Source organism: Aquitalea pelogenes, from assembly GCF_001515305.1.
GTDB lineage: Bacteria > Pseudomonadota > Gammaproteobacteria > Burkholderiales > Chromobacteriaceae > Aquitalea > Aquitalea pelogenes.
The window spans coordinates 45,199-68,036 of sequence record NZ_LNQV01000025.1; the positions used below are offsets into that span (position 1 = coordinate 45,199).

The following is a 22,838-nucleotide window of genomic DNA, read 5'->3' on the forward strand; positions in this document are numbered from 1 at the left end:
ATGGAAACCCTGTTGACCGTTGCCGCGCTCAATGCCCACTTTGGCCGGCAGCAAGTCCTGTCCTCGGTCGGCTTCAGTGTGGCCGCTGGTGAAAAAGTGGCGCTGGTGGGTGAATCCGGCTCCGGCAAGACCGTCACCGCCCAGGCACTGTTGCAGCTGAACCCGGATGTGCGGCTCGCAGGCTCCATCCGCCTGGCCGGAGAAGAACTGCTGGGCGTGGGCGAGAAGCGCCTGCGGCAAATCCGTGGCCGCGACATCGCCATGATTTTTCAGGAACCCATGCATGCGCTCAACCCGCTGTTCACCATTGGCTGGCAAATTGGCGAAACCCTGACCCTGCATCTGGGACTGAATGCCCGTGAAGCGCGGGCCGAGGCCATTCGCCTGTTGCTGCGTACCGGTATCCAGGATGCCGCCGAGAAAATCGACAGCTATCCTTTCCAGCTGTCCGGTGGTCAGCGCCAGCGCGCGATGATTGCCATGGCGCTGGCCTGCCAGCCACGTCTGTTGATTGCCGATGAACCCACCACCGCGCTGGATGTGACGGTGCAGGCGCAAATCCTGCAATTGCTGGATGAATTGCAGCAGGAAATGGGCATGGCGGTGCTGTTCATCACCCACGACCTCAATCTGGTACGGCGCTTTGCCGACAAGGTCATCGTGATGCGTGGCGGACTGGTGGTGGAAAGCGGCAAGGTGGCGCAGGTGTTCAGCCATCCGGCCCATCCTTACACCGCCGAGCTGCTGGCCAGTCGCCCCGACAAGCTGGAGGACGATGCCGCGCCCGCAGCTGACACTCGGCCCCGGCTGCAAGCCAGCGCCATCAAGGTGAGCTATCCGGTGGCCGGTGGCTGGTTGCGCAAGCGTAATCGCGTCGTATTGCAGGATGTCTCGCTGCAGGTGCCGCCGGGGCAGACGCTGGGCATTGTCGGTGAGTCCGGCTCCGGCAAGACATCGCTGGGCCTTGCCCTGCTGCGCCTGCTGCCCTGCGAGGGGGAAATCCGGCTGGATGATCTGGCATTGCATGCCTTGCATGGCGGCAAGCTGCGCCGTGCCCGCAAGGATTTCCAGGTGGTGTTCCAGGACCCGTTTTCCTCGCTGTCGCCACGCATGACGGTGGGGCAGATCGTCGCGGAGGGCCTGGCCTTGCACCAGCCGGGCTTAAGTGCCGCGCAGGTACGCCAGCAGGTGGTCGCCACCCTGACCGAGGTTGGCCTGCATCACGAAATGATGGAACGCTATCCGCACGAGTTTTCCGGCGGGCAGCGCCAGCGCATTGCCATTGCCCGCGCGCTGATCCTCAAGCCGCGACTGATCCTGCTGGACGAGCCTACCAGTGCACTGGATGCCACCTTGCAAAAGCAGGTGCTGCAACTGTTGCGCAGCCTGCAGCGCAAGTACGGCCTGAGCTATCTGTTCATCAGTCACGACCTGGCGGTCATCCGTGCCATCGCCCATCAGGTGCTGGTGCTGCAGGCGGGCAAGGTGGTGGAGCAGGGCCCTACCGCCCGGGTATTTGCCAGCCCGCAGCAGCCCTATACCCGCCAATTGCTGGCGGCAGCCTTGCCGACGACTTGAAAATGGCGGGGTCCGCTCCCATTGTCAGTTGACCAGCCGGATTTTTGCACGCATTTCCTGATGTGCCGCACGCTGCGCCCGGCCGGGCGACAGTGGGCGGATTCTCCCGCTGCCGCCACCAGACGGCGGTTGCTCCACGCTCAGTCAATTGTTACCATCAACGGCTATCGATACTGCAAACCACCCCGAATACTAGAGGAAGCCATGAGCGATCTTATCCTGCACGTAACCGACGACTCCTTTGAACAAGACGTCCTGAAGGCCGATGTGCCGGTTCTGGTCGACTACTGGGCTGAATGGTGCGGTCCTTGCAAGATGATCGCCCCCATCCTGGACGAAGTGGCCAAGGAATACGCCGGTCGCCTGAAAGTTGCCAAGCTGAACATCGACCAGAACGAACTGACCCCACCGAAATTCGGCATCCGCGGCATCCCGACCCTGATGATCTTCAAGGACGGCCAGGTTGCCGCCACCAAGGTAGGTGCACTGGCCAAGAGCCAGCTGGCCGCCTTCATTGACAGTCACATCTAAAGCGTCTATCCTCAGCTGAATTTCTTCAAGCAGGCGGCACATCAGCCGCCTGTCTCTTGTCTGCACCCACACCTCACAAACAGCGTTCTGCTCAATCTTTACGAGTCGACCAACGGCCGCTATGCATTTATCTGACCTCAAACACCTTCATGTATCCCAGCTCGTGGAAATGGCTATTTCCAACGAGATCGAGGGCGCGAACCGCCTGCGCAAACAAGACCTCATCTTTGCGCTTCTGAAAAACCAGGCCAAAAAAGGCGAAAGCATCTTCGGCGAGGGCACCCTGGAAGTGCTGCCGGACGGCTTCGGATTCTTGCGCAGCCCGGATACCTCGTATCTGGCCGGCCCGGATGACATCTACGTCAGCCCGTCGCAGATCCGCCGTTTCAATCTGCATACCGGTGACTCGATCGAAGGCGAAATCCGTACCCCCAAGGACGGCGAGCGCTATTTCGCACTGGTGAAGGTGGACAAGGTCAACGGCGAGCCGCCGGAGAATTCCAAGCACAAGATCCTGTTTGAAAACCTCACGCCGCTGTTCCCGACCGAACAGTTCAAGCTGGAGCGCGATATCCGCGCCGAGGAAAACATCACCGGCCGCATCATCGACCTGATTTCGCCCATCGGCAAAGGCCAGCGCGCCCTGCTGGTGGCACCGCCGAAATCCGGTAAAACCGTGATGCTGCAACACATTGCCCACGCCATCACTGCCAATCACCCGGAAGCGGTGATGATTGTGCTGCTGATTGACGAGCGTCCGGAAGAAGTGACCGAAATGCAACGCTCGGTGAAGGGCGAGGTTGTCTCCTCCACCTTCGACGAGCCGGCCACCCGCCACGTGCAGGTTGCCGAAATGGTGATCGAAAAGGCCAAGCGTCTGGTCGAGCACAAGAAGGACGTGGTCATCCTGCTGGACTCCATCACCCGTCTGGCACGCGCCTACAACACCGTGGTACCGGCTTCGGGCAAGGTGCTGACCGGTGGTGTGGATGCCAACGCCCTGCAGCGCCCCAAGCGCTTCTTCGGTGCCGCGCGTAATGTGGAAGAGGGCGGCAGCCTGACCATCATCGCCACCGCGCTGATCGATACCGGCAGCCGTATGGACGATGTGATCTACGAAGAATTCAAGGGTACCGGCAACTGCGAAATCCATCTGGAACGTCGCATGGCGGAAAAACGCATTTTCCCGGCACTGAACATCAACCGCTCCGGCACCCGTCGTGAAGAGCTGCTGGTGCCGCAAGACCAGCTGCAACGCATCTGGGTGCTGCGCAAACTGCTGTACCCGATGGATGACATCGAGGCGATGGAATTCCTGCAGGACAAGATCAAGGCCACCAAGTCCAACCTGGCCTTCTTCGACTCCATGCGTCGCTAAACCTGACGCGGTTTTCCCGCCTGGGAAATGATGAATGACCCCGACGCCGGACCTGAGCAGGTCTGGCGTTTTTCATGGTATTGCTTGCAGATGGAATTCAGTAGCCGTTTTTTCCAGATGGAGTTGTTCTCCGCCATCGGCACCGTTGCTTTTGCCTTTTCCGGTTATCTGATCGGCGTGCGCAAGCAGCTGGATTTGCTGGGCATCGTGGTGGTGGCCCTGCTGACCGCCATCGGTGGCGGCATTTTGCGTGATGTACTGGTGGCAAGGGTGCCGCTGGTGTTCTTCAATTACAGCAGCCTCGCCATCATCGCCGCCACCCTGTTGTTGTCGGTCTTGCTGCGTTTGCACCGGCGGCAAAGCCGCACGCTGGACCGCCTGTTCATCATTGCCGATTCGCTCGGCCTGGTTGCCTTCAGCATTACCGGGGCACAGGTTGGCCTGATGTACGACCTGAACGCCTTTGGCGTGGTGTTGCTGGGTTTCATTACCGCGGTGGGTGGCGGTGTGGTGCGTGACATGATGGTGAATGACATTCCCTTCATCCTGCACAAGGATTTTTACGGCACGGTGTCCATACTGGTAGCTGGTGGCTTGTTTGTGCTGGACCAGTTGACGTGGGTCACCAGCTGGATGTTGCAGTTGCTGTTTGTGCTTGGCCTGGCCATTCGCCTGTTTGCACACTGGAGCGAACTGGCCCTGCCCAAGATTGGCCCGCAATCAAAACAAGGATGACAGCCATGTGGCCGGCTGAAATGGTGGAGGCCCAGGCCTGGATACGCCAGCGTCTGGCAGGGTTCGAGTTTGATGGACGTGCCGGGGACATTCCCTGGCGTGTGGCCGGGGCGAAACAGCGTCCGGCGGCGGTGCTGGTTCCCCTTGTGTGGCATGACAGCGGTCCTACCGTGTTGCTCACGCGGCGGACGGAGTCGCTGTCCACCCATGCCGGGCAGGTGAGTTTTCCCGGCGGCAAGGTGGATGCCGAGGACAGCTCGGTGATTGCTGCGGCCTTGCGTGAAGCACAGGAGGAAATTGGCCTGGCGGCCGATGGCGTGACGGTGCTGGGTACGCTGCCGCAGTACGTCACCATTACCGATTTTGTCGTGACGCCAGTGGTGGCCATGCTGCAACCGCCCTTGCAGTTGCGACCGGAGCCGGGTGAAGTGGCGGAGGTGTTCGAGGTGCCACTGGCGCTGGCGCTGGATGGACGTCAGTACGAGCGGCACAGCTACGAACGTGACGGCGTGCGTGGTCAGTATCTGGCCATGCAGTGGCAGCACTACACCATCTGGGGCGCTACCGCCGCCATGCTGCGCCTGCTGGCGCAGGCACTGGGCCAGCACGGTGAAGCAGGCCAGCGCTGATGCTGCTGACCCGACAATCGCTCATTCCGGGTTGCCGTCGCTGAGCATCAGGTCGCGACCGGCCATCTTGGCCTCGTACAGCAGCTTGTCGGCACGGCTGAGCATGCCCGACGGGCTGTCTCCCGGTCGCCAGTCGGTAATGCCGCCACTGAAGGTGACTTTTTCATCGGTGAACGGGAATACCGTGCCGGCCAATACCTGCTGCACCCGCGCCATCACTTTTTCTGCATCGCGCAAGCGGGTGCAGGGGAAAATCACCAGGAATTCTTCGCCACCAATGCGGGCACACACGTCCATGCTGCGCGTGCAGTCGATCAGCGCATTGGCTACCGCCAGCAGCACATTGTCACCGGCCTGATGGCCAAAGCGGTCATTGAACTGCTTGAAATGGTCGATATCGAATACCGCCACTGACATCGGCTGGCTGTAGCGTTCGCAACGTTGCAGCTCTTCCCGCAAGGTCTGGTCGGCATGACGGCGGTTGCACAGCCGGGTGAGCGGGTCGGTGATGGCCATTTCGTTGAGCAGGCGGTTCTTTTCTTCCAGCTCGTTTTCCAGTGCCTTGCGCTGGGAAATGTCATACAGGGCTATCAGCGCGGCCGGAATCTGCTGATGTGGCATCAGTTCCACCGACACAATCGCCCAGAAACTGCTTTGGTCTTCGCGTTGCAGCTCGGTTTCCCGGTTGGCTACCGCTTCGCCATTGTGCAGCCATTCATTGACCGGCTCCAGATGCAAGGGCAGATCCAGCAGTGCGGGCTGGCCATCATGACGCAGCGGGGCAGGGGGAATCTGCAGCATGTCGCGCGCCGGGGCATTGGCACGCAGGATGCGCATGGTTTGTGTCGCGACCAGAATCAGGGCCACCGGTGCGGTATCCAGCGTGAGCCTTGCCAGTTCCTCGCTTTCGCGGATGCGGGCGGCACTGGCGGACAATAAGCGGTTCTGCCGTATGCTGGCCAGATGACTGCGCAGCGTGATCAGGGTCAGCGCGGCGGTGAACAGCCAGGCCAGTATCGCCAGCGTTGCCTTGTCATGGTAAGCGCGGGTGAAGTCTCGCTCGGCGATGCCTACCACCACGCGGAAAGGGAAGCCTTCCATCAGGCGCGAGCTGTACAGGCGGACTTCCTGATCCAGAATCGAACTGGCACGGAACTGCAGGTAATTGTCGTGGCGTTCCAGCACATCGGTGCTTTGCAGTTCGTTCAGCGGCTGCTCGGAATGCGCGTTCTGCGCCGGCCAGCTGGCTTGCAGCACCTGGCGCTGGTCCAGCACCAGGATTTCGCCAAAACGGCCTACCGGCAGTTTGGCAACTTCGGTCTGGAAGAAGTGACGGTCCAGAATGCCCACCACCATGCCCACCGCCTCATCGTCCTGGTTCAGCAGCTTTTGCACCAGCACAATGCCATCCTGGCCATGATCCTGTCGGGTGGAGGTAAAGCTGCCATCCTGATTGCCATTGCGGTGATACCAGCGGCAATAGTCGGTTTTCAGCTGCGAGGCGGCATTGTTGTGCTGCGTGGAGTACAGCACGTAACAGGCGCTATCCAGGATGTCGATCTGCTTGAGTTGCGGCATCTGGCGCAGCTTGCCCTGCAGCAGCAGGTCGATGCGCTGTTCCTGTTCTGCACTGAGCATGTGTTTGTTCAGCAGCATCTGCACCAGATTGCTGTCGCTGGCGCTTTTCAGGATCAGGTTGGTTTCGCGCAGGCCGGATGACAGGCGCTCTTCCAGCAGCTGTGACAAGCCCGCGGCCTGGTTGCGCGCTTCGCTTTCCCCTTGCTGCCGCGTGCCTGCCAGGTCGAGAACGACCACCAGCAGGGTGCTGAGCAGAAAGATGGCAGCCAGCCATTTGGCTAGTCTGCCCTTGTCGTGGAAGAGCGTGCGCAAGTGTGCGGTTCCCCTGTAATGAAATGGAGCCTGCAAGCGGCAGGCTGTCTTATTTGGTATATCCCTTAAAACGACAAAAGGACAATGTCGGACTGCGGTCCGTGCATTGTCCCTTGCAGCCGGGCTAGACGGCGAAGCGCATGGACAGGTCGATGGCCTGGATGTCCTTGGTCAGCTTGCCGATGGAAATGCGGTCGACACCGGTTTCGGCAATGGCACGGACGGTGTCCATGTCCACACCGCCGGAGGCTTCCAGCAAGGCCTTGCCCGCGCTCAATTCCACCGCGCGACGCATGTCATCCAGCGACATATTGTCCAGCAGGACAAGCTTGGCACCGGCGTCCAGCGCCTGTTGCAGCTCGTCCAGGTTTTCCACTTCAATCTGCAAGGAAACGCCGGGCGGAATGATGCGGAAGGCCTGTTCCAGTGCCTGGGCAATGCCACCGGCCGCCATGATGTGGTTTTCCTTGATCAGGATGCCATCGTACAAACCGATGCGCTGATTGTCGCCCCCGCCCACGGTCACCGCGTACTTCTGCGCCAGGCGCAGGCCAGGCAAGGTCTTGCGGGTGTCCAGGATGCGGGCACGGGTACCGGCCACCACATCCACATAACGGCGGGTCTGGGTGGCAACGGCAGACAGGGTTTGCAGGAAATTCAGGGCGGAACGTTCAGCGGTAAGCAGCGCACGTGCCGGGCCGCTGATTTCGCACAGTACGGTACCGGCCGCCACCTTGCGGCCTTCGCGTACCTGCCACAGCACGCTGCAACGCTCGTCTACCTGGCGAAAGCATTCCTCGAACCAGGCTTTGCCGCAAATCACGGCATCTTCACGCAGCAACACGGTAGCGCTGCTTTCCGCGGTCCGGTCAATCAGCTGGGCGGTCCAGTCGGCCTGACCAATATCCTCGGCCAGCGCTATGCTGACTTGTTGGGCAATAAGATGGTTGGCTGGCTGTTTGCTCATGACGGAACTCAGGCGTAAAAAAGCGTTATTGTACCCAGCCATGGCCTGACTGTGGTGCTTATCGTGGTGGTGGTATCATGCGCAGCACACTGTCAGGCTGGAGAATTCATGGATTTGCCTGCTGTACTGTTTCCCACCTGGCTGCTTTATGCCGCCATGGTTGCCGCCGGCATGGTGCTGGGCTTTGCCGCCAGCCGCGTTAAATGGCGCACGCTGGATGCCAGTACCAGCAATGCCTGGCTGGGCGCGGTGGTGGTTTTGCTGGGCTTGTGGCTGATGCGTGGCGGGCTCAAGCCGGGCCTGTCCTTCCACATGCTGGGAGCAACAGTGCTGACCTTGCTGATGGGCCCCTGGCTGGCCATGCTGAGCCTCGCCGTTTTGTTGCTGGCGCTGGCGGCGGGTGGCCATGGCGACTGGCTGGCGCTTGGGCTGGACTGGCTGTGCGATGCGGCGGTGCCGGTTGCGGTGACGGCAGGCCTGTTGCAGCTGGCACGCCACAAGCTGCCGGCCCAGTTGTTTGTCTATGTGTTCATCAATGCATTCATCGCAGGCGGACTCAGCCTGTTTTGCAGTGCATTGGCCGGCATGCTGCTGTTGGGCAGCCAGGCGGTCTATGCCTGGGATTATCTGCTGGAAGAAGCCTTGCCGTTTTACTTTCTGCTGTCCTGGTCCGAGGCTTTTACCACTGGGCTGACCATGGCCGTGCTGGTGGTGTACCGCCCGCACTGGGTCAGCACTTTTGATGATGCCGCCTATCTGGGGCGGGATTCGCGCTGGTGATGTCGGCGTAATGCCTGAGATGTTGAGCTATTACAAGGAGTTGTCATGCCGTTTGCACTGTGGAGTATCTTGCTGGCTTCTTTTTTGCCTTTGTTGTGGACGGCGCTGGCCAAGGCCGGGGCACCCTATGACAACCATCAGCCGCGTGTAGTGCTGGCGGCGGCTACCGGTTGGCGCCAGCGTGCCAACTGGGCACAGCAAAATGCCTGGGAAGCCTTTCCCAGCTATGCCGCAGCCATGTTGCTGGCCTGGATGATGAAGGTGCCAGCGGACCGGCTGGACTTGCTGGCCGTGGTATACGTGCTGCTGCGCCTGGGCCATGGCTTGTGTTACCTCAGCGACAAGGCCACGCTGCGTTCGCTGTGCTGGCTCGGTGGTTATGCTGTGGTGGTGCTGCTGTTTGTCAGCGCTGCCGGGCTGTTCTGAATGTTTCAGTCCAGCAGGCGGTGAGCCTGTACCGCCTGTCGCACCGCGTCAAAACCGACGGTGTGGCAGGCCTGCCAGCCTGCTCGCGTGGCGCTGTGCACGCATTCGATGTTGTCATCAAAAAAGATGATGTCGGCAGCATCCGCCTGCAGCGCTTGCTGCACATGGTGGTAAACAGCCAAGTCCGGCTTGCGCAAGCCCAGGTGGTGTGAGGCAAAGCAGGTTTCGAACAACGGCAGGATGTCGAACTGGCGCTCGATCTTGCCCCAGTGCAGCGCATTGTTATTGCTGAGCACGGCCAGCCGGTAGTGCGCGCCCAGTTGTTGCAGCAGCTCTCGCACGCCGGGGTAGGGGCCTTGCAGCCAGTCGTCCAGTGCTTGCAGCATGGCCGCAGTGCCCAGTCCCAGTTGCAGCCGTTCATCCATCAGCCGGGCAAACTCCTCCGGTGTCACCCGGCCGGTATCCAGCAGCGCCACCTCCGGCGTATGCATCCAGAACTGCCTGGCCTGTTCACGTTCCAGACGCCCTTGCGACACGGCCATCAGGGGATCGATGCCGTTCCAGTCCACCAGCACACCACCCAGATCGAAAACCAGTACCGGCTGCTTGCCGTGTCGTGTCGCTTGCATGTCTGTTTCCTTCATCAAAGCCGGGTGTTACAAGACCAGCGGTTCGGCTTCCAGTTCCACACCGTAACGCTGGCGCACCGTGTCCTGCACATGACGTGCCAGTGCCCACATCTGGCTGCCGCTGGCGGTGCCGTGATTCACCAGTACCAGCGCCTGGCGATCATGCACGGCGGCATCGCCCTGACGGTAGCCTTTCAGGCCTGCCTGATCAATCAGCCAGCCTGCTGCCAGTTTCACCATGCCAGGCCCGGCCGGGTAGTGCGGCAGGGCGGGAAAGCGCTGCAACAGTGCATCGGCCTGCGCCTGACCGATTACCGGGTTCTTGAAGAAGCTGCCGGCATTACCCAGCTCGGCCGGGTTGGGCAGCTTGCTGGCGCGGATGGCCATCACCACGTCGCTGACATCCAGCGGCGTGGGCTGGTTGATGCCACGTTTGTCCAGCTCCTGCTGGATGTCGCCATAGGCCGTTTTCAGTTGCGGCTGGCGTGACAGCTGAAAGCGCACGGCAGTCACCAGCAGGCGACCGGCGGCTTCGTGTTTGAAAACGCTGTCGCGATAGGCAAAGCGGCAGTCGGTATTCTCCAGTACCACAGGCGTGCCATTGGCTTGCAGATCGGCACACACCACCTGGGCAATGCGGTCTTTCACTTCCACGCCATAGGCACCGATATTCTGCACCGGGCAGGCGCCCACCGTGCCGGGAATCAGGCTGAGGTTTTCCAGTCCGTACCAGCCTTGTTGCAGGCAGTAGCGCACAAAGTCATGCCAGTTTTCCCCGGCGGCGGCTTCCACCAGCAGGCTGTCGCCCTTGTCTTCCACTACGCGGATGCCACGCAGGGCCAGTTTGACTACCAGGCCGGGGTAGTCTTGGGTCAGCAGAAGATTGCTGCCGCCACCCAGCCACAGTACCGGGCCTTGCTGGTAGTGCTTGTCGGCCAGCAGGGCAGGCAGCCGGGCCAGGTCGTCCAGCTGGCAGAAATGGGCGGCGCTGACATCCATGCCAAAGGTGTTATGGGGTTTGAGCGAAACTTGCGATTGAATGCACAACGTCATCATCAGCTTTCTTGCAGGGTGTTGTGGCGCAGCAGGCGCAGGCGGCTTTCCCGCGCCAGGTAGCTCACCAGCATCAGGGCGGCAATGCTCAGACTGATGACCAGTGCCAGCCAGAAACCGTAAATGCCCATCGGGGAAACCAGCCAGTCGGTGAGGCCCAGCGTGATGCCAAGCCCCAGTCCTATGCCCCAGAAGGCGGTAATGTGGATCACCATGGGAATCGTGGTCAGCTTGTAGCCGCGCAGTGCGCCGGAGGCAATGGTCTGGGCGGCATCGGTCAGCTGGAACACCGCCGCAAACAACAGCAGGCTGGAACCCATGGCAATGACGTTCGGGTCGGGCGAATAAATGGCCATGATGTCACTGCGCAGCCACAGCACCAGCAACATGGTGCACAGCGCGGTGGCCAGCCCCACCAGCAGGCCGACTCCGGCGACAAAACGGGCCTGATGGTAGTCGCCAGCACCGGCGCGCTGGCCGACTCTGACCGTGAGGGCGGTGGAAATGCTTTGCGGCAGCATGTAGATGATGCTGGAAAAATTGAGCACCGACTGGTGGCTGGCCACCACCGTCATGCCCAGCTTGGCAATCAGCAGGGCGATAAAGGAAAACAGGCTGACCTCGACAAAGAAGGACAGGCCGATGGGCAGGCCCAGCTTGAGGAAGGCCCCGTAGCGCTTCCAGTCGGGCCAGCTCATCCGGCTGGTCAGGCCGTAGGGGCGGAAATGGCGATGCCAGCAGATATAGGCCAGCAGCGTCAGGCAGTTGAACCAGAACACGATGCCGGTGGCCCAGCCGCAACCGGCGCCGCCCAGTCTGGGCAGGCCGAACAGGCCGTGAATCAGCGCGTAATTGAGCGGGATATTGAGCGCCAGTGCAATCAGGCTGACCACCATGATCACCTTGGGGCGGTTCAGGCTGGAGGCATAGGCATGCAGGGCACGGTGCACCATGGCGGCAGGCATGCCCACGGCAGTACCGGTGATGAACAGCATCACCTTGTCTTCCACGTCGGTTGGCAGTTGCAGCCACAGGCGCAAGGGGTGTTCGGCCAGCAGCATGGCGGCGGCACCAAGCAGGCCGACAAACAGGCCGAACCACATGCCCTGGCGGCCGGTTTCGCCAATCTGTTCTTTCTCTCCAGCGCCCAGCTGATGGCTCAATACCGGGTTGAGCGACGTCACCACGCCCATCAGGGTCACATAGACGGTGATGAAAATGCTGGCACCCAGCGAGACGGCTGCCAGATCGTCAGTACTGACGCGCCCGGCCATGACGGTATCGACAAAGCCGGTGGCCACCTGGGCGACCTGGGCAATCATCATCGGCAAGGCAAGGCGGACGATCTGTCTGGCTTCACCGGTAATGGCACCGGGCGCAGCGCTTTTGAGTTCCTGCAGCATGGAGGCGGATCAATTCGACAAGGTAGGCAAGCGCTCCATTATAAGGAGCGGCTGCCCGGCCTGTCTTGTGCAATGGCGACGCCAGCCATGTGCTGGCGCGCTTCAGCCTGTGCTGCCGGAATGCGCGAGCAAACGTCTGCTGCGCTCAGAAACGTACTGGCGTTTCGCGGCGCAAATCGCAGCTGATGATCAGATGCTGACCAAAGCGGCTGTTGATGTTCAGTGCATCCAGCAGGCCGACATCGTGAATGGTCAGCAAGCCGCTTTCATCCAGCTGGCTGCTGTAACCCAGCTGGTCAGCGTAGTTGATCAGGTCTTGCAGGGGCAGGGTGCTGTCGGCGGACAGCAAGGTGGCAGTCAGGCTGCCTTGAAGGGGGCGTTTTCTTCCCACGGCATCGTATACGGCAAAGGAAAAGTCGCTACAGCTGTCTTGCAGGCAATCGTACATGGTGAAACTCCATCGGGTATGGGTGGCGCTGTTGCGTGCCCGACCTTACCGTCAGGCGACGCTTTAGCAGGATTTTTGGCGCCCTGCAAGTTGTCGATTAACTCGGCGCCGGTGTCCGGACACAGCCCGGAACGGCAAAACTAAAACGGTACTACCTTCAACATGCCCGATGTCGCACAGTGCGCGCACTATAAGACGGAAAAAGAAAAACCCGCCGGGCCAGAGAGCGCAGCGGGTTTTCCGACTCACGCTTTAGCTGGCATTTATAGTGCGCCCAGCAAGCTGTATCAAATCGGCGCATGGGAAAAGGTTATTCCCGTCAGAAAAGCCTGTCAAGCCCTGTTGCATGCCGTCCACTGTTGCAGAAAATCCGGCCATCCTGCGCCTTGCTGGCCTAGCAGTTGGGCAAGCTTTTGCTCGTGCTGGCTGCGGGTGAGGGCGGAAATCTGCCCTTGCAGTGCAGCCAGGCGCAGCCACATCAGGTAATGGCAGGCGGCGCGCTGTGCGCTGTGCGCCAGCAGGGCCGGCAACTGGCCTGCCCGCGGCCATGGCCCAGGACTGGGCCGCGTCGTAATCGGGAATGCGCGGCAAGCCGCACAGGCCGGCCATTTCCTGCTGCGGTACACAGCCAGGCTGGGCGTTCTGGCACAGCAGGCGGCTGAGTTCCAGCGTCTGGCCAAACAGCCCGTTGGCACCGCCGGGGAAGGCAATGCCGTGCATCATGGCGCGATGGCGCAATACCGGCAGCATCAACTGGGAACCTTGCCAGCTGACAATTTGCGGCATGTGTTCGTTCAGCAGGGTGGACAGGGTTTGCAGCATGCCCGCTTCATCCTGCCCGGGCAGTGTCTGGTGCAAAACCACTTCCTGACGGATGTGCAGCACGGCATGAATGCCGACCACACGATGCAGGTGGTAGGGCAGGAATTCATCCGCCCGGCTGGCCCGGCTGCGTTGCAGGGCAAAGTAAACGACGTCTGCATCGCTGATGTCGGCATCCAGCTGGTACAGGGTACGGATGCCATCAACATCAGGCAGGGTCTGGATATCCAGGGCGAGTAAGGGAATCACGGGTGGTCTTTACACGGAAAATGCGGCAGATGGTGTGCGATTCTAGGCCCGCTGCCGACGGCGGGCAATCATCACCCGGCATCTGGCTTATTGCCTGCGAGGATAAATTGGGCCAGAGCGGTATATCTTGTCAGAAGATTCAGGCTATAATCTGCCGCTTGAATTCCTTTCTTGCGAATCCCTTCATTCCACGTCCTTATTCCTCTAAATGATCCGCAAGCTTATCCGTAAAGTACTGGAGCTGCCGTCTGGCATGGGCAAACGCCGTAGCAAACCACGCGTGATTCCGCTGTCCCAGCATGGCGTTCGCCGCGATCAGCTCAGCACTGCTGCGCTCAAGGTGACTTCCCGTCTGCAGGAAGCCGGTTTCTCTGCCTTCGTGGTAGGGGGGGCTGTGCGTGACCTGTTGCTGGATGTCGCACCCAAAGATTTTGACGTCGCCACCAATGCCACGCCGGAGCAGGTGCATCATCTGTTCCGCCGCTCGCGCATCATTGGCCGGCGTTTCCGCATCGTGCACGTGATGGTGGGCCCGGAAACCATCGAGGTCACCACCTTCCGCGGTGGCGGTATTGACGACCAGAACGAGTCCGGCCGCATCATGGCGGACAACACCTTCGGCAGTCAGGAAGAAGACGCGCACCGCCGTGACTTCACCGTCAATGCGCTGTTCTTCGATCCGTCCGACGAGTCCATCATCGACTATCACCACGGGGTGAAGGACCTGAAGGCCAAGAAGCTGGTGATGATCGGCCAGCCGGCACGGCGCTATCAGGAAGACCCGGTACGCATGCTGCGTGCGGTGCGCCTGGCTGCCAAGCTGGGCTTCGAAATTGACGAAGACACCCGCAAGCCCATCCGTGCCCATGCCCATCTGCTGAAAAAGGAACCCCCGGCCCGGCTGTTTGACGAGATGCTCAAGCTGCTGATGTCCGGCCATGCCTATGCCTGCCTGAAAAAGCTGCGCGAGGAAGGGCTGTCACGCGGCGTGTTTCCGCTGCTGGACGCGGTGATGGGTGAGGATGGCGACGATTTGTTCCTGCAACTGGGCCTGCAAAGTACCGATGCGCGCATCCGTGCCGACAAGCCGGTGTCGGTTGGCTTCCTGCTGGCCACCTTGCTGTGGCAACAGGTGAACCAGCACTGGCAGCAACATATCGCCGCTGGTGAAAAGCCACTGCAAGCCTTGCAGATGGCGATTGCCGACGTGGAAAACGAGCAGGACAACGATTTTGCCATTCCGCGCCGTTTCAGCGTCACCATGCGCGAAATCTGGACGCTGCAAGGCCGCTTCGACAGCCGTACCGGTGCCCGTCCTTACCGCTTCCTGGAACAGCCGCGCTTCCGAGCCGCCTTCGACTTCATGTCGCTGCGCGCCGAAGCAGGTGAGTTGCCGGCCAGCCTGGTGGAATGGTGGGAAGCCTTCCAGCGTGGCGATCAGGCCGAACGCGAAGCCTTGATCAACGAAGCCAAGAACAGTGGCGCTGACGAACCGGCCAAGAAACGCCGTCGTCGTCGCACCAGCAACCGCCGCCGTGCCGAGAGCACCGGTGGAGGGGGAGAGGCCGAGTGAGCCTGGCCTATGTCGCTCTGGGAAGCAACCTGGAGCAACCGGCCGAGCAAATAAGGGCCGCGCTAGCGGCCCTTGCTGCTCTTGCCGGCACCAGCGTGCTTGCGCATTCTTCTCTTTATCTCACCACTCCGGTGGGGTATCTGGATCAGCCTGACTTCATCAATGCCGTGGCACAGCTGGAAACCAGCCTGAGTCCGCATGACTTGCTGGCCGCGTTGATGCAGATCGAAGCCGGTTTCGGGCGTGAGCGCAGCTTCCGTAATGCCCCCCGGGTGCTGGATCTGGACATCCTGTTGTATCAGGATACCGTGCTGGACGATCCGCAGCTGATGTTGCCGCATCCGCGCATGCACCAGCGCGCCTTTGTCATGGTACCGTTGGCAGAAATCGCCCCCGACCTGCCGGTAGGGGAGTATGGCCAGGCCGCTGCCATTGCCGCCACCCTGGATTGCAGTGGTGTGCGCAAGCTGGCCTAGCCTGCCCGTTCTAGGAGCTCATCATGAGTCACAGCCATTTGCGTTATGTGGTAGTTGAAGGCCCCATCGGTTCGGGCAAATCGGCACTGGCCCGTCGGCTGGCCAGCTACTGGGGTGTGCAATTGCTGGCCGAAGACCCGGCCGCCAACCCCTTCTTGCCGCGTTTTTACCGTAATGTCGCCTCGCATGGCCTGGCTACCCAGCTGTCCTTCCTGATGCAACGGGCCGACATGGCACGCGGCATGCTGCTGGGCGACACCCTGGCCAGCCCGGTGGTGTCCGACTTCCTGTTTGAAAAGGATGCCCTGTTTGCCCGGGTGAATCTGGACGAGCAGGAACTGGCGCTGTACCAGCGCCTGGCCCAGCAACTGCTGCCGCAATATCCGGTGCCGGACCTGGTGATTTACCTGCAAGCTTCCGAGCAGGTATTGCTGGAGCGCAGTGCCGCCCGCGCCAGCCAGCTGGAGCAGGATTTCCCCGAAGGCTACCTCAAGCGCGTACATGCCGCCTACAGCGAATTTTTCCATCAGTACGAAGCGGCACCCTTGCTGATCGTCAATACCGACCATCTCGAGTTGGTTGATGGTAACGAGGATTTCGAGCTATTGTTGCGCTGCATCAGCGAGATGCGCGGACAGCGCAGCTACTTCAACAAGAGCGTCTGAATACAAGTGACGCCTTGCATTTCCCGACCACACCGAGGAAGTACAGGTATGAAAATTACCGTCAACACCCTGCAGAAGATGGCCGCCGAAGGCCAGAAGATCGTCATGCTCACCAGCTATGACGCAAGCTTTTCCACCCTCCTTGATCAGGCCGGGGTAGAGATTCTGCTGGTGGGCGATTCTCTGGGCATGGTGATCCAGAATCGTGATTCCACCCTGCCGGTGACCATGGAAGAAATGGTCTACCACACCCGTTGTGTCGCCGCTGGTGCCGGCGATGCCATGGTATTGAGCGACCTGCCGTTCGGCAGCTATCAGGAAAGCCCGCAGCAGGCGTTTGCCAGTGCTGCCCGCCTGATGCAGGCCGGTGCCCACATGGTGAAGCTCGAAGGTGGCGGTTTCATGGCAGAAACCACCCGTTTCCTGGTGGAGCGCGGGATTCCGGTCTGTTCGCACATCGGCCTTACCCCGCAGTTCGTCAATACCTTTGGCGGTTACCGCGTACAGGGCAAGACCCAGAGCGATGCCGAACGCCTGCTGGATGATGCCCGCAAGCTGGCCGATGCCGGTGCCAGCCTGGTGCTGATGGAATGTGTGCCCGCCGAACTGGCCGCGCGCGTGACCGAGGCCGTTGCCGTGCCCACCATCGGCATTGGAGCCGGTGCTGATGTCAGCGGTCAGGTGCTGGTATTGCACGATATCCTCGGTGTGTATCCGGGCAAGAAAGCCCGTTTCGTCAAGAACTTCATGAATGAGGCCGGCAGCATCCAGGGTGCGGTCGAAGCCTACGTCAAGGCAGTCAAGGCAGGGACCTTCCCGGCTGCCGAACATACCTTCTAAGCCAAAAGGGTAAGGAAATGGAAATCATCCGCAGCGTGGCAGCCATGCGTGCATGGCGTCGCCAGGCCGGTAAGCTGGCCTTTGTTCCCACCATGGGTAATCTGCACGAGGGTCACCTCGCGCTGGTTGCCGCCGCGCACGAGCATGCCGACAAGGTGGTGGTCAGCATTTTTGTCAATCGCCTGCAATTTGGTCAGGGCGAGGATTTCGACGCCTATCCGCGTACCTTCGAATCCGACTGTGCCAAGCTGGAAGCCGCCGGCGTGGACGCCTTGTTCTTCCCCACCGAACAGGAACTGTACCCGCGCGTGAAGCAGGATTTCAACGTGGAGCCGCCGCATATCCAGAACGAGCTGTGCGGTGCCTTCCGCCCCGGCCATTTCCGTGGCGTGGCCACGGTGGTGAGCAAGCTGTTCAATATCGTGCAGCCGGATGTGGCCTGTTTCGGCAAGAAGGACTTCCAGCAACTGCATGTGATCAAGGCCATGGTGGATGACCTGAACATTCCGGTTGCCATCGTGCCGGTGGATACCGGCCGGGCGGAAGACGGGCTGGCACTGTCTTCGCGCAATGGCTATCTCACTGCCGAAGAACGCGCCGAAGCACCGCGCCTGTACCGTAACCTGTCCGCCATGCGCGCAGCCTTGCTGGCCGGGGACAACGACTACGCCGGGCTGGAAGCCAAGGCCAGTGCCGACCTGCAACAGGCAGGCTGGACGGTGGATTATGTTGAAGTGCGCCAGGCCGATACCCTGGAAATCGCCCACGCCGGTGAAAAGCGCCTGGTGGTGCTGGCTGCCGCCCGTCTGGGTCGTACTCGTTTGATTGATAATGTGGAAATCACCCGCTAAGGCGGGCCGGGGAATTCAGTACCATGCAACGCATCATGCTCAAGTCCAAGCTGCACCGTGTCACCACCACGCACGCGGAGCTGCACTACATCGGTTCCTGCGCCATTGACGAAAACCTGCTGGAAGCTGCCGATATCCGTGAATACGAGGAAGTGCAGATCTGGAACGTCAACAATGGTGAGCGCTTTGCCACCTACGCCATCAAGGCCGAGCGCGGCTCCGGTGTCATCTCGGTCAATGGTTCGGCCGCACGCCGTGCTGCGCCGGGCGACCTGCTGATCATCGCCTCTTTTGCCCAGTATGAAGATGCCGAGCTGGTCAACCATCAGCCCAAGCTGGTGTTTGTTGATGAACGCAACCAGATGACGGCGCTGGATAACAAGACACCTACCCAGCCAGCCTGATAGACAGCCAGTCGTTTTCCCGCCCAAACGATGCCGCAAAACGGCATCGTTTTTTCATGCCCGCCATTCATCCTGCAAGACTGCTTATAACTGTCTATAGTTCTTGAACAAGCACGCCAAACGTCGGTGCCTGTCCAAGCCAGGCTCCGCCCAGCAGGAGACCATCATGAGCAGCATTCTGAATGGCGGCTGTCTGTGTGGCGCCGTGCGCTACCGGGTGCATGGCCAGCCCTTTCATGTCACGCATTGCCATTGCATCAGCTGCCGCAAGGCCAGTGGTGCGGCGTTTCTCACCTGGTTCACCGTGCGTTTGATCGAACTGGAGTGGCTGAGTGAAAAGCCTGTCTACTATCACTCATCAACGGCGGTGCAGCGCGGTTTCTGTCCGCATTGCGGGGCCACGCTCAGTTATCAGCATGAGTCCGACCCGGACGATATCGACATCACCGCTGCCACGCTGGACGCGCCGGAGCAACTGGCGCCGGAATTCCATACCTGGTGGCAAGAGCATCTGGACTGGGGCGAACCGGCAAAGCAGGCCGCCTTGCCGGTGCATGAGCGCAGTCACGACGGCGCGTGACTGGTAAGGGAAGTGTGAAGCTGGCGTGTCAGAGCAGGGCTTCGGCCGCCACAATCACGCCGTCTTCATCGGCATACAGCCATTCACCCGGCGTAAAGGTGACACCGCCAAAGCTTACCGGCAGGTCGCGCTGGCCTTCGCCGCGCTTCACCGATTTCAACGGGTGGGTATTGAGTGCGCGGATTCCCAAGGGCAGCTGGTTGAGCGCTACCGAATCGCGGATGCAACCATAAATCACCACCCCTTCCCAGTGATTGGCCACCGCCAGGTCGCCAATCTGGTCGCCAAGCAGCGCGCAGCGCAGTGAACCGCCGCCATCCACCACCAGCACCTTACCATGGCCATCCTGGGCCAGGGTTTCGCGCACCAGGGTGTTGTCCTCAAACAGCTTGAGGGTGACGATTTGCCCGGCAAAGCGGGCATGGTTGCCATAGCGCTGGAACATGGGCTCGACCACACGCACCCTGCCTTCGTTGGCATCGCACAAATCGGTTGTCAGAAAACTCATTTTCTCTCCTTTGCTTTTGCTGGTTTATTGGATGTCGGCAGCCATGAAAAAGCCGCCCTGGGGCGGCTTTGGCTTGATGACAATACCCATCTCGCTTTCAGACAGGAAAGCGAGGCTCCCTTGCAGGGCAAGGGCGGGGGGATTGGGAATAAACGGTAAGGCTGCCAACGCAATCACTTCCTCGAAAGGCCCGGCTTTGCCGGGTCCGGTGGAGATTCGTCAAATGCTGATGTCAGCAGCCTGAAGCCGCCTTGCGGCGGCTTGTCGGCATGCTCAATCGAGGCGAAGCGGCACGAACAGCGTGCTGTCCTGACGCCGCACCAGCAAGGCTATCTTGCCATGTGCGCTGGACAGCGCCTTCTCGAAACTCTTCACCGAGGTGATTTCATTCTGGTTCAGCCCCATGATCACGTCGCCATGTTGCAGGCCGGAGCGTGCCGCCGCGCCTTGCGCCTTCTGTACCAGCAGGCCGCCATTGAGGCCCAGCTCGGTACGCTGGCGTGCGGTCAGCTCGGTGACGGTCAGTCCCAGTTTGCCAAACTGGAAATTCTGCGGAGCGGCTTCGTCCTGCTGCTTGGCCTGGGGGCTGGCTTCCGGTGCCAGCTCGCCCAGCGTGGCCTGAATGGTCTTCTCTTCGCCCTTGCGCCATACCGACAGCTTCACTTTGGCACCCGGTTGCAGCGAACCCACCATCATCGGCAAGTCTTTCGAGCTTTCAATATTGCGGTCATCCAGCTTGAGGATGATGTCCCCGGTTTGCAGCCCGGCCTTGCCGGCAGGGCCTTGCGGATCCACACGCACCACCAGCGCACCACTGGGGCGGGGCAGGCCGAAGGATTGTGCCAGCTCCTGCGATACTTCCTGGATATTGATGCCCAGCTGGCCGCGGCTGACCTTGCCCTTGGCCTTGATCTGCTCGGCCACGTTCATCGCCAGGTCAATCGGGATGGCAAAGGAAATGCCCATGAAACCACCCGAGCGGCTGTAAATCTGCGAGTTGATACCCACCACTTCGCCACGCAGGTTGAACAGCGGTCCACCGGAATTGCCGGGGTTGATGGCCACGTCGGTCTGGATGAACGGAACGTAGTTTTCATCCGGCAGGCTGCGGCCCTTGGCCGATACAATGCCTGCCGTCACCGTGTTTTCAAAGCCGAAAGGTGCACCGATGGCTGCCACCCATTCGCCCACCTTGAGCTGGGACGGGCTGCCGATCTTGACCACCGGCAGGCTGGAGGCATCCACTTTCAGCAGTGCCACGTCGGTACGTTTGTCCAGGCCCACCAGGCGGGCTTTCAGCTCGCGCTTGTCGGTCAGCATCACCTTGATCTGGCTGCCGCCGCTCACCACGTGGGCATTGGTCATGATGTAGCCGTCATCACTGATGATGAAACCGGAGCCAAAGGACACGCTTTCTTCCGGCGTCTGGTCCTGCTGGTTGGGCTGGTTGGGGATGAAACGCTTGAAGAAGTCGAACAGCGGGTCGTCTTCCGGTACCGGGAAAGGCATTTCGCTTTGCTGTGGTGCCGCCTCTGTGCGGTTGGCCTGAATGTTTACCACGGCCGGGCCATCACGCTCGACCAGCTGGGTAAAGTCAGGCAGCAACATGGCGACACGCCCATCCGACTGTGCAGGTACAGCCACCGGGGCGGGCTGGTTTTGCTTGTGGAACAGGCTTTCGATCTTGTCGCAACCCGAAAGCAACGACGCAGCCAGAAGGGCGCCGACGATGGGGCGAAGATACGGAGTCACAGAATTATCCTTTCGGGGAGGCTTTCAGACCGATATAGGGACGATCAGCTGTATTTCCAGAGAACTGCCAGCCTTATTCCGCTGGCAATCATTTAATCATACCGGTTTTGCCGGGTATTCACACAAATCGGCAATCACGCAGCGATGGCATTCCGGTTTGCGCGCCTTGCACACATAGCGACCAAGCAGAATCAGCCAGTGGTGTGCATCTACCTTGAATTCTGCCGGCACATAACGCAGCAGTTTGTCTTCCACTTCACGCACATCCTTGCCCGGTGCCAGCCGGGTGCGGTTGGACACGCGGAAAATATGGGTATCCACAGCGATGGTGGGGTGGCCAAAGGCAGTGTTCAGTACCACATTGGCTGTTTTGCGCCCCACTCCGGGCAGGGCTTCCAGTGCGGCACGGTCGTCGGGCACTTCGCCGCCATGTTTTTCCAGCAGCAGGCGACAGGTGGCAATCACATTCTTTGCCTTGGTGCGGTACAGACCGATGGTCTTGATGTAGTCGGCCACGGTTTCCTCACCCAGCGCCAGCATCGCGGCCGGGGTGTTGGCCACGGCATACAACGGTCGGGTGGCCTTGTTGACGCTGACGTCAGTAGCCTGTGCCGACAGCAGGACGGCAATCAGCAGCTCGAACGGCGTGCGGTATTCCAGTTCCGTGGTGGGAGTGGGGTTGTGCTCGCGCAGGCGGCGGAAGATTTCGTAGCGCTTGGTGGCGTTCATGGCGGCTGGCTGATGGCTGGTTGAGTACCGGTGCGTCCGGAAAATGGCGCACCGGTGATTGTAGCGCAGGCAGGGGCGCTGCCGAAGCTACTGTGGTTTCTACGTGCGAGGGGCTGGCTGCAGCAACTGGTCCACCAGTGGCGCGGCGGCGCTGAGCAGCAACAGGATGGCTGCCAGTAGCGGGGTAATGTCCGACCACTGGGTCAGCGCGGCAAAGCCGACACACAGCAGGCCGGCAGCCTGACCATGAATGAGCCTGCCCCGTGGCGTGATGGGGGTGCTGTTGCCATCCGTCATCACCCAGCCAAGCAGTAGCCACAATGCGGGCTGCAGCAGCAACCAGCCGGTGCCCAGTGGCAGGCTTACCAGCAATACCAGACAGAAACCAGCAGGTGCTTGCCAGGCAATCAGACCTTGCCAGAGCAGCCACACGCCACCGCCCAGCAAGGCGAGGCTCAGTGCTGCATTTTGAGCGGGCAGAATGGTGGGCAGACAGGGGGACAGCGCCAACAGGCTGACAAGGACCGGGTGAAACGGCCCGTGGGCGGTTCCGCCAAACAGTTGTCGCCACAGCACGGCAATCATGCAGGCTGCAAGCAGCAGGCCTGCCGGGGTGTCTATGGGTAGTAACAGGGCCAGTAACGTCCCCGTTAACAGGCTGGCGGGCTGTCGCCAACTGGTGGCCAGCGGCTGCTTGCGTGAGGCTTGGCAGACCATGTCGCTCAGCAGGCTGCCACACAGGGCCAGCAGCAGGTTGAACAGGGCGAGCCTGCCTTGCTGCGCCAGCAAGACCAGCACGCCCGGCAGCAGGGCAAACAGCGTCAGGCCCTGGCGGCGAGCCAGGCTGGGGGCCAGTCGCATGGTGGTGGTTGTCATGTGTTTTCCGGTTTCTCTGGCTGGCCTGTGGAGGCGGCCTTGTCGGCTTGCGCGGCTTTTTGCGCG

At 60.7% G+C, this 22,838-nt stretch carries 25 protein-coding genes; 14 read left to right on the forward strand and 11 right to left on the reverse strand.

Annotated elements, in window-relative coordinates; all coding sequences use genetic code 11:
- The 5 genes from AWT75_RS12105 to AWT75_RS12125 all read left to right on the forward strand — a co-directional run bounded on the left by AWT75_RS12105 (position 1) and on the right by AWT75_RS12125 (position 4,851).
- Positions 1-1,578 (forward strand): ABC transporter ATP-binding protein, encoded by a 1,578-nt coding sequence (locus tag AWT75_RS12105; protein ID WP_062789333.1) that lies wholly within the window; start codon positions 1-3, stop codon positions 1,576-1,578.
- A 204-nt stretch (positions 1,579-1,782) separates the two neighbouring features.
- Positions 1,783-2,109, forward strand: a complete 327-nt coding sequence (trxA, locus tag AWT75_RS12110) for a thioredoxin TrxA (RefSeq protein WP_045847065.1) — start codon at positions 1,783-1,785, stop codon at positions 2,107-2,109.
- A 121-nt stretch (positions 2,110-2,230) separates the two neighbouring features.
- Positions 2,231-3,487 carry a transcription termination factor Rho gene (gene rho / locus AWT75_RS12115; RefSeq protein ID WP_045847066.1) on the forward strand — a complete coding sequence of 419 codons (1,257 nt, stop codon included), beginning with the start codon at positions 2,231-2,233 and terminating at the stop codon, positions 3,485-3,487.
- 90 nt (positions 3,488-3,577) lie between these two features.
- Positions 3,578-4,222, forward strand: a complete 645-nt coding sequence (locus AWT75_RS12120; protein ID WP_045847067.1) for a trimeric intracellular cation channel family protein — start codon at positions 3,578-3,580, stop codon at positions 4,220-4,222.
- A 5-nt stretch (positions 4,223-4,227) separates the two neighbouring features.
- Positions 4,228-4,851, forward strand: a complete 624-nt coding sequence (locus AWT75_RS12125) for a CoA pyrophosphatase (RefSeq protein ID WP_062789346.1) — start codon at positions 4,228-4,230, stop codon at positions 4,849-4,851.
- Positions 4,852-4,872: 21 nt separating this feature from the next.
- Here the strand turns inward: AWT75_RS12125 and AWT75_RS12130 are convergent, their stop codons facing one another.
- Positions 4,873-6,741: a sensor domain-containing diguanylate cyclase gene (locus AWT75_RS12130; RefSeq protein WP_062789334.1), complete on the reverse strand. Its 1,869-nt coding sequence runs from the start codon at positions 6,739-6,741 to the stop codon at positions 4,873-4,875.
- 124 nt (positions 6,742-6,865) lie between these two features.
- Positions 6,866-7,708 (reverse strand): carboxylating nicotinate-nucleotide diphosphorylase, encoded by an 843-nt coding sequence (gene nadC / locus AWT75_RS12135; RefSeq protein WP_045847068.1) that lies wholly within the window; start codon positions 7,706-7,708, stop codon positions 6,866-6,868.
- A 108-nt stretch (positions 7,709-7,816) separates the two neighbouring features.
- Between nadC and AWT75_RS12140 the strand changes: the two genes are divergently transcribed.
- Complete coding sequence (locus AWT75_RS12140) at positions 7,817-8,488, forward strand: energy-coupling factor ABC transporter permease (RefSeq protein WP_062789335.1); 672 nt, start codon at positions 7,817-7,819, stop codon at positions 8,486-8,488.
- Between the two features lie 45 nt (positions 8,489-8,533).
- Entirely contained in the window at positions 8,534-8,914 is a 381-nt protein-coding gene (locus AWT75_RS12145; RefSeq protein WP_062789336.1) for an MAPEG family protein, read from the forward strand.
- A 5-nt stretch (positions 8,915-8,919) separates the two neighbouring features.
- Here the strand turns inward: AWT75_RS12145 and AWT75_RS12150 are convergent, their stop codons facing one another.
- The 5 genes from AWT75_RS12150 to AWT75_RS12170 all read right to left on the reverse strand — a co-directional run bounded on the left by AWT75_RS12150 (position 8,920) and on the right by AWT75_RS12170 (position 13,518).
- On the reverse strand, positions 8,920-9,543 hold the full coding sequence (locus tag AWT75_RS12150) for an HAD family hydrolase (RefSeq protein WP_161937747.1): 624 nt from the start codon (positions 9,541-9,543) through the stop codon (positions 8,920-8,922).
- Between the two features lie 27 nt (positions 9,544-9,570).
- Positions 9,571-10,596, reverse strand: a complete 1,026-nt coding sequence (murB, locus tag AWT75_RS12155; protein ID WP_062789347.1) for a UDP-N-acetylmuramate dehydrogenase — start codon at positions 10,594-10,596, stop codon at positions 9,571-9,573.
- A 2-nt stretch (positions 10,597-10,598) separates the two neighbouring features.
- Positions 10,599-11,999: an MATE family efflux transporter gene (locus AWT75_RS12160; RefSeq protein ID WP_062789338.1), complete on the reverse strand. Its 1,401-nt coding sequence runs from the start codon at positions 11,997-11,999 to the stop codon at positions 10,599-10,601.
- Positions 12,000-12,144: 145 nt separating this feature from the next.
- Positions 12,145-12,447, reverse strand: coding sequence for a hypothetical protein (locus tag AWT75_RS12165; protein ID WP_045847073.1), 303 nt, complete (start codon positions 12,445-12,447; stop codon positions 12,145-12,147).
- A gap of 252 nt (positions 12,448-12,699) precedes the next feature.
- Positions 12,700-13,518, reverse strand: a complete 819-nt coding sequence (locus AWT75_RS12170; protein WP_062789339.1) for a 3'-5' exonuclease family protein — start codon at positions 13,516-13,518, stop codon at positions 12,700-12,702.
- Between the two features lie 208 nt (positions 13,519-13,726).
- On the opposite strand from AWT75_RS12170, the gene pcnB reads away from it, so the two are divergent.
- The 7 genes from pcnB to AWT75_RS12205 all read left to right on the forward strand — a co-directional run bounded on the left by pcnB (position 13,727) and on the right by AWT75_RS12205 (position 18,907).
- A complete protein-coding gene (gene pcnB, locus AWT75_RS12175) occupies positions 13,727-15,091 on the forward strand; it encodes a polynucleotide adenylyltransferase PcnB (protein WP_045847074.1) in 1,365 nt (454 codons plus the stop codon).
- Positions 15,088-15,567 (forward strand): 2-amino-4-hydroxy-6-hydroxymethyldihydropteridine diphosphokinase, encoded by a 480-nt coding sequence (folK, locus tag AWT75_RS12180; RefSeq protein ID WP_062789340.1) that lies wholly within the window; start codon positions 15,088-15,090, stop codon positions 15,565-15,567. Before pcnB ends, folK begins: the two co-directional genes overlap by 4 nt.
- A 23-nt stretch (positions 15,568-15,590) precedes the next feature.
- Positions 15,591-16,232, forward strand: coding sequence for a deoxynucleoside kinase (locus AWT75_RS12185; protein ID WP_045847076.1), 642 nt, complete (start codon positions 15,591-15,593; stop codon positions 16,230-16,232).
- A gap of 48 nt (positions 16,233-16,280) precedes the next feature.
- Positions 16,281-17,072 (forward strand): 3-methyl-2-oxobutanoate hydroxymethyltransferase, encoded by a 792-nt coding sequence (gene panB / locus AWT75_RS12190; protein WP_045847077.1) that lies wholly within the window; start codon positions 16,281-16,283, stop codon positions 17,070-17,072.
- A gap of 17 nt (positions 17,073-17,089) precedes the next feature.
- Positions 17,090-17,923 carry a pantoate--beta-alanine ligase gene (panC, locus tag AWT75_RS12195; protein ID WP_045847078.1) on the forward strand — a complete coding sequence of 278 codons (834 nt, stop codon included), beginning with the start codon at positions 17,090-17,092 and terminating at the stop codon, positions 17,921-17,923.
- A gap of 23 nt (positions 17,924-17,946) precedes the next feature.
- Positions 17,947-18,327 (forward strand): aspartate 1-decarboxylase, encoded by a 381-nt coding sequence (gene panD / locus AWT75_RS12200; RefSeq protein WP_062789341.1) that lies wholly within the window; start codon positions 17,947-17,949, stop codon positions 18,325-18,327.
- A gap of 166 nt (positions 18,328-18,493) precedes the next feature.
- Positions 18,494-18,907 (forward strand): GFA family protein, encoded by a 414-nt coding sequence (locus AWT75_RS12205; protein ID WP_045847210.1) that lies wholly within the window; start codon positions 18,494-18,496, stop codon positions 18,905-18,907.
- Between the two features lie 28 nt (positions 18,908-18,935).
- Here the strand turns inward: AWT75_RS12205 and rraA are convergent, their stop codons facing one another.
- The 4 genes from rraA to AWT75_RS12225 all read right to left on the reverse strand — a co-directional run bounded on the left by rraA (position 18,936) and on the right by AWT75_RS12225 (position 22,772).
- Positions 18,936-19,415 carry a ribonuclease E activity regulator RraA gene (gene rraA / locus AWT75_RS12210; protein ID WP_045847080.1) on the reverse strand — a complete coding sequence of 160 codons (480 nt, stop codon included), beginning with the start codon at positions 19,413-19,415 and terminating at the stop codon, positions 18,936-18,938.
- Positions 19,416-19,688: 273 nt separating this feature from the next.
- Entirely contained in the window at positions 19,689-21,167 is a 1,479-nt protein-coding gene (locus AWT75_RS12215; RefSeq protein WP_062789342.1) for a DegQ family serine endoprotease, read from the reverse strand.
- A gap of 96 nt (positions 21,168-21,263) precedes the next feature.
- Positions 21,264-21,896, reverse strand: a complete 633-nt coding sequence (gene nth, locus AWT75_RS12220) for an endonuclease III (protein WP_045847082.1) — start codon at positions 21,894-21,896, stop codon at positions 21,264-21,266.
- 99 nt (positions 21,897-21,995) lie between these two features.
- Complete coding sequence (locus AWT75_RS12225; RefSeq protein WP_062789343.1) at positions 21,996-22,772, reverse strand: RnfABCDGE type electron transport complex subunit D; 777 nt, start codon at positions 22,770-22,772, stop codon at positions 21,996-21,998.
- Between the last annotated feature and the right edge of the window lie 66 nt (positions 22,773-22,838).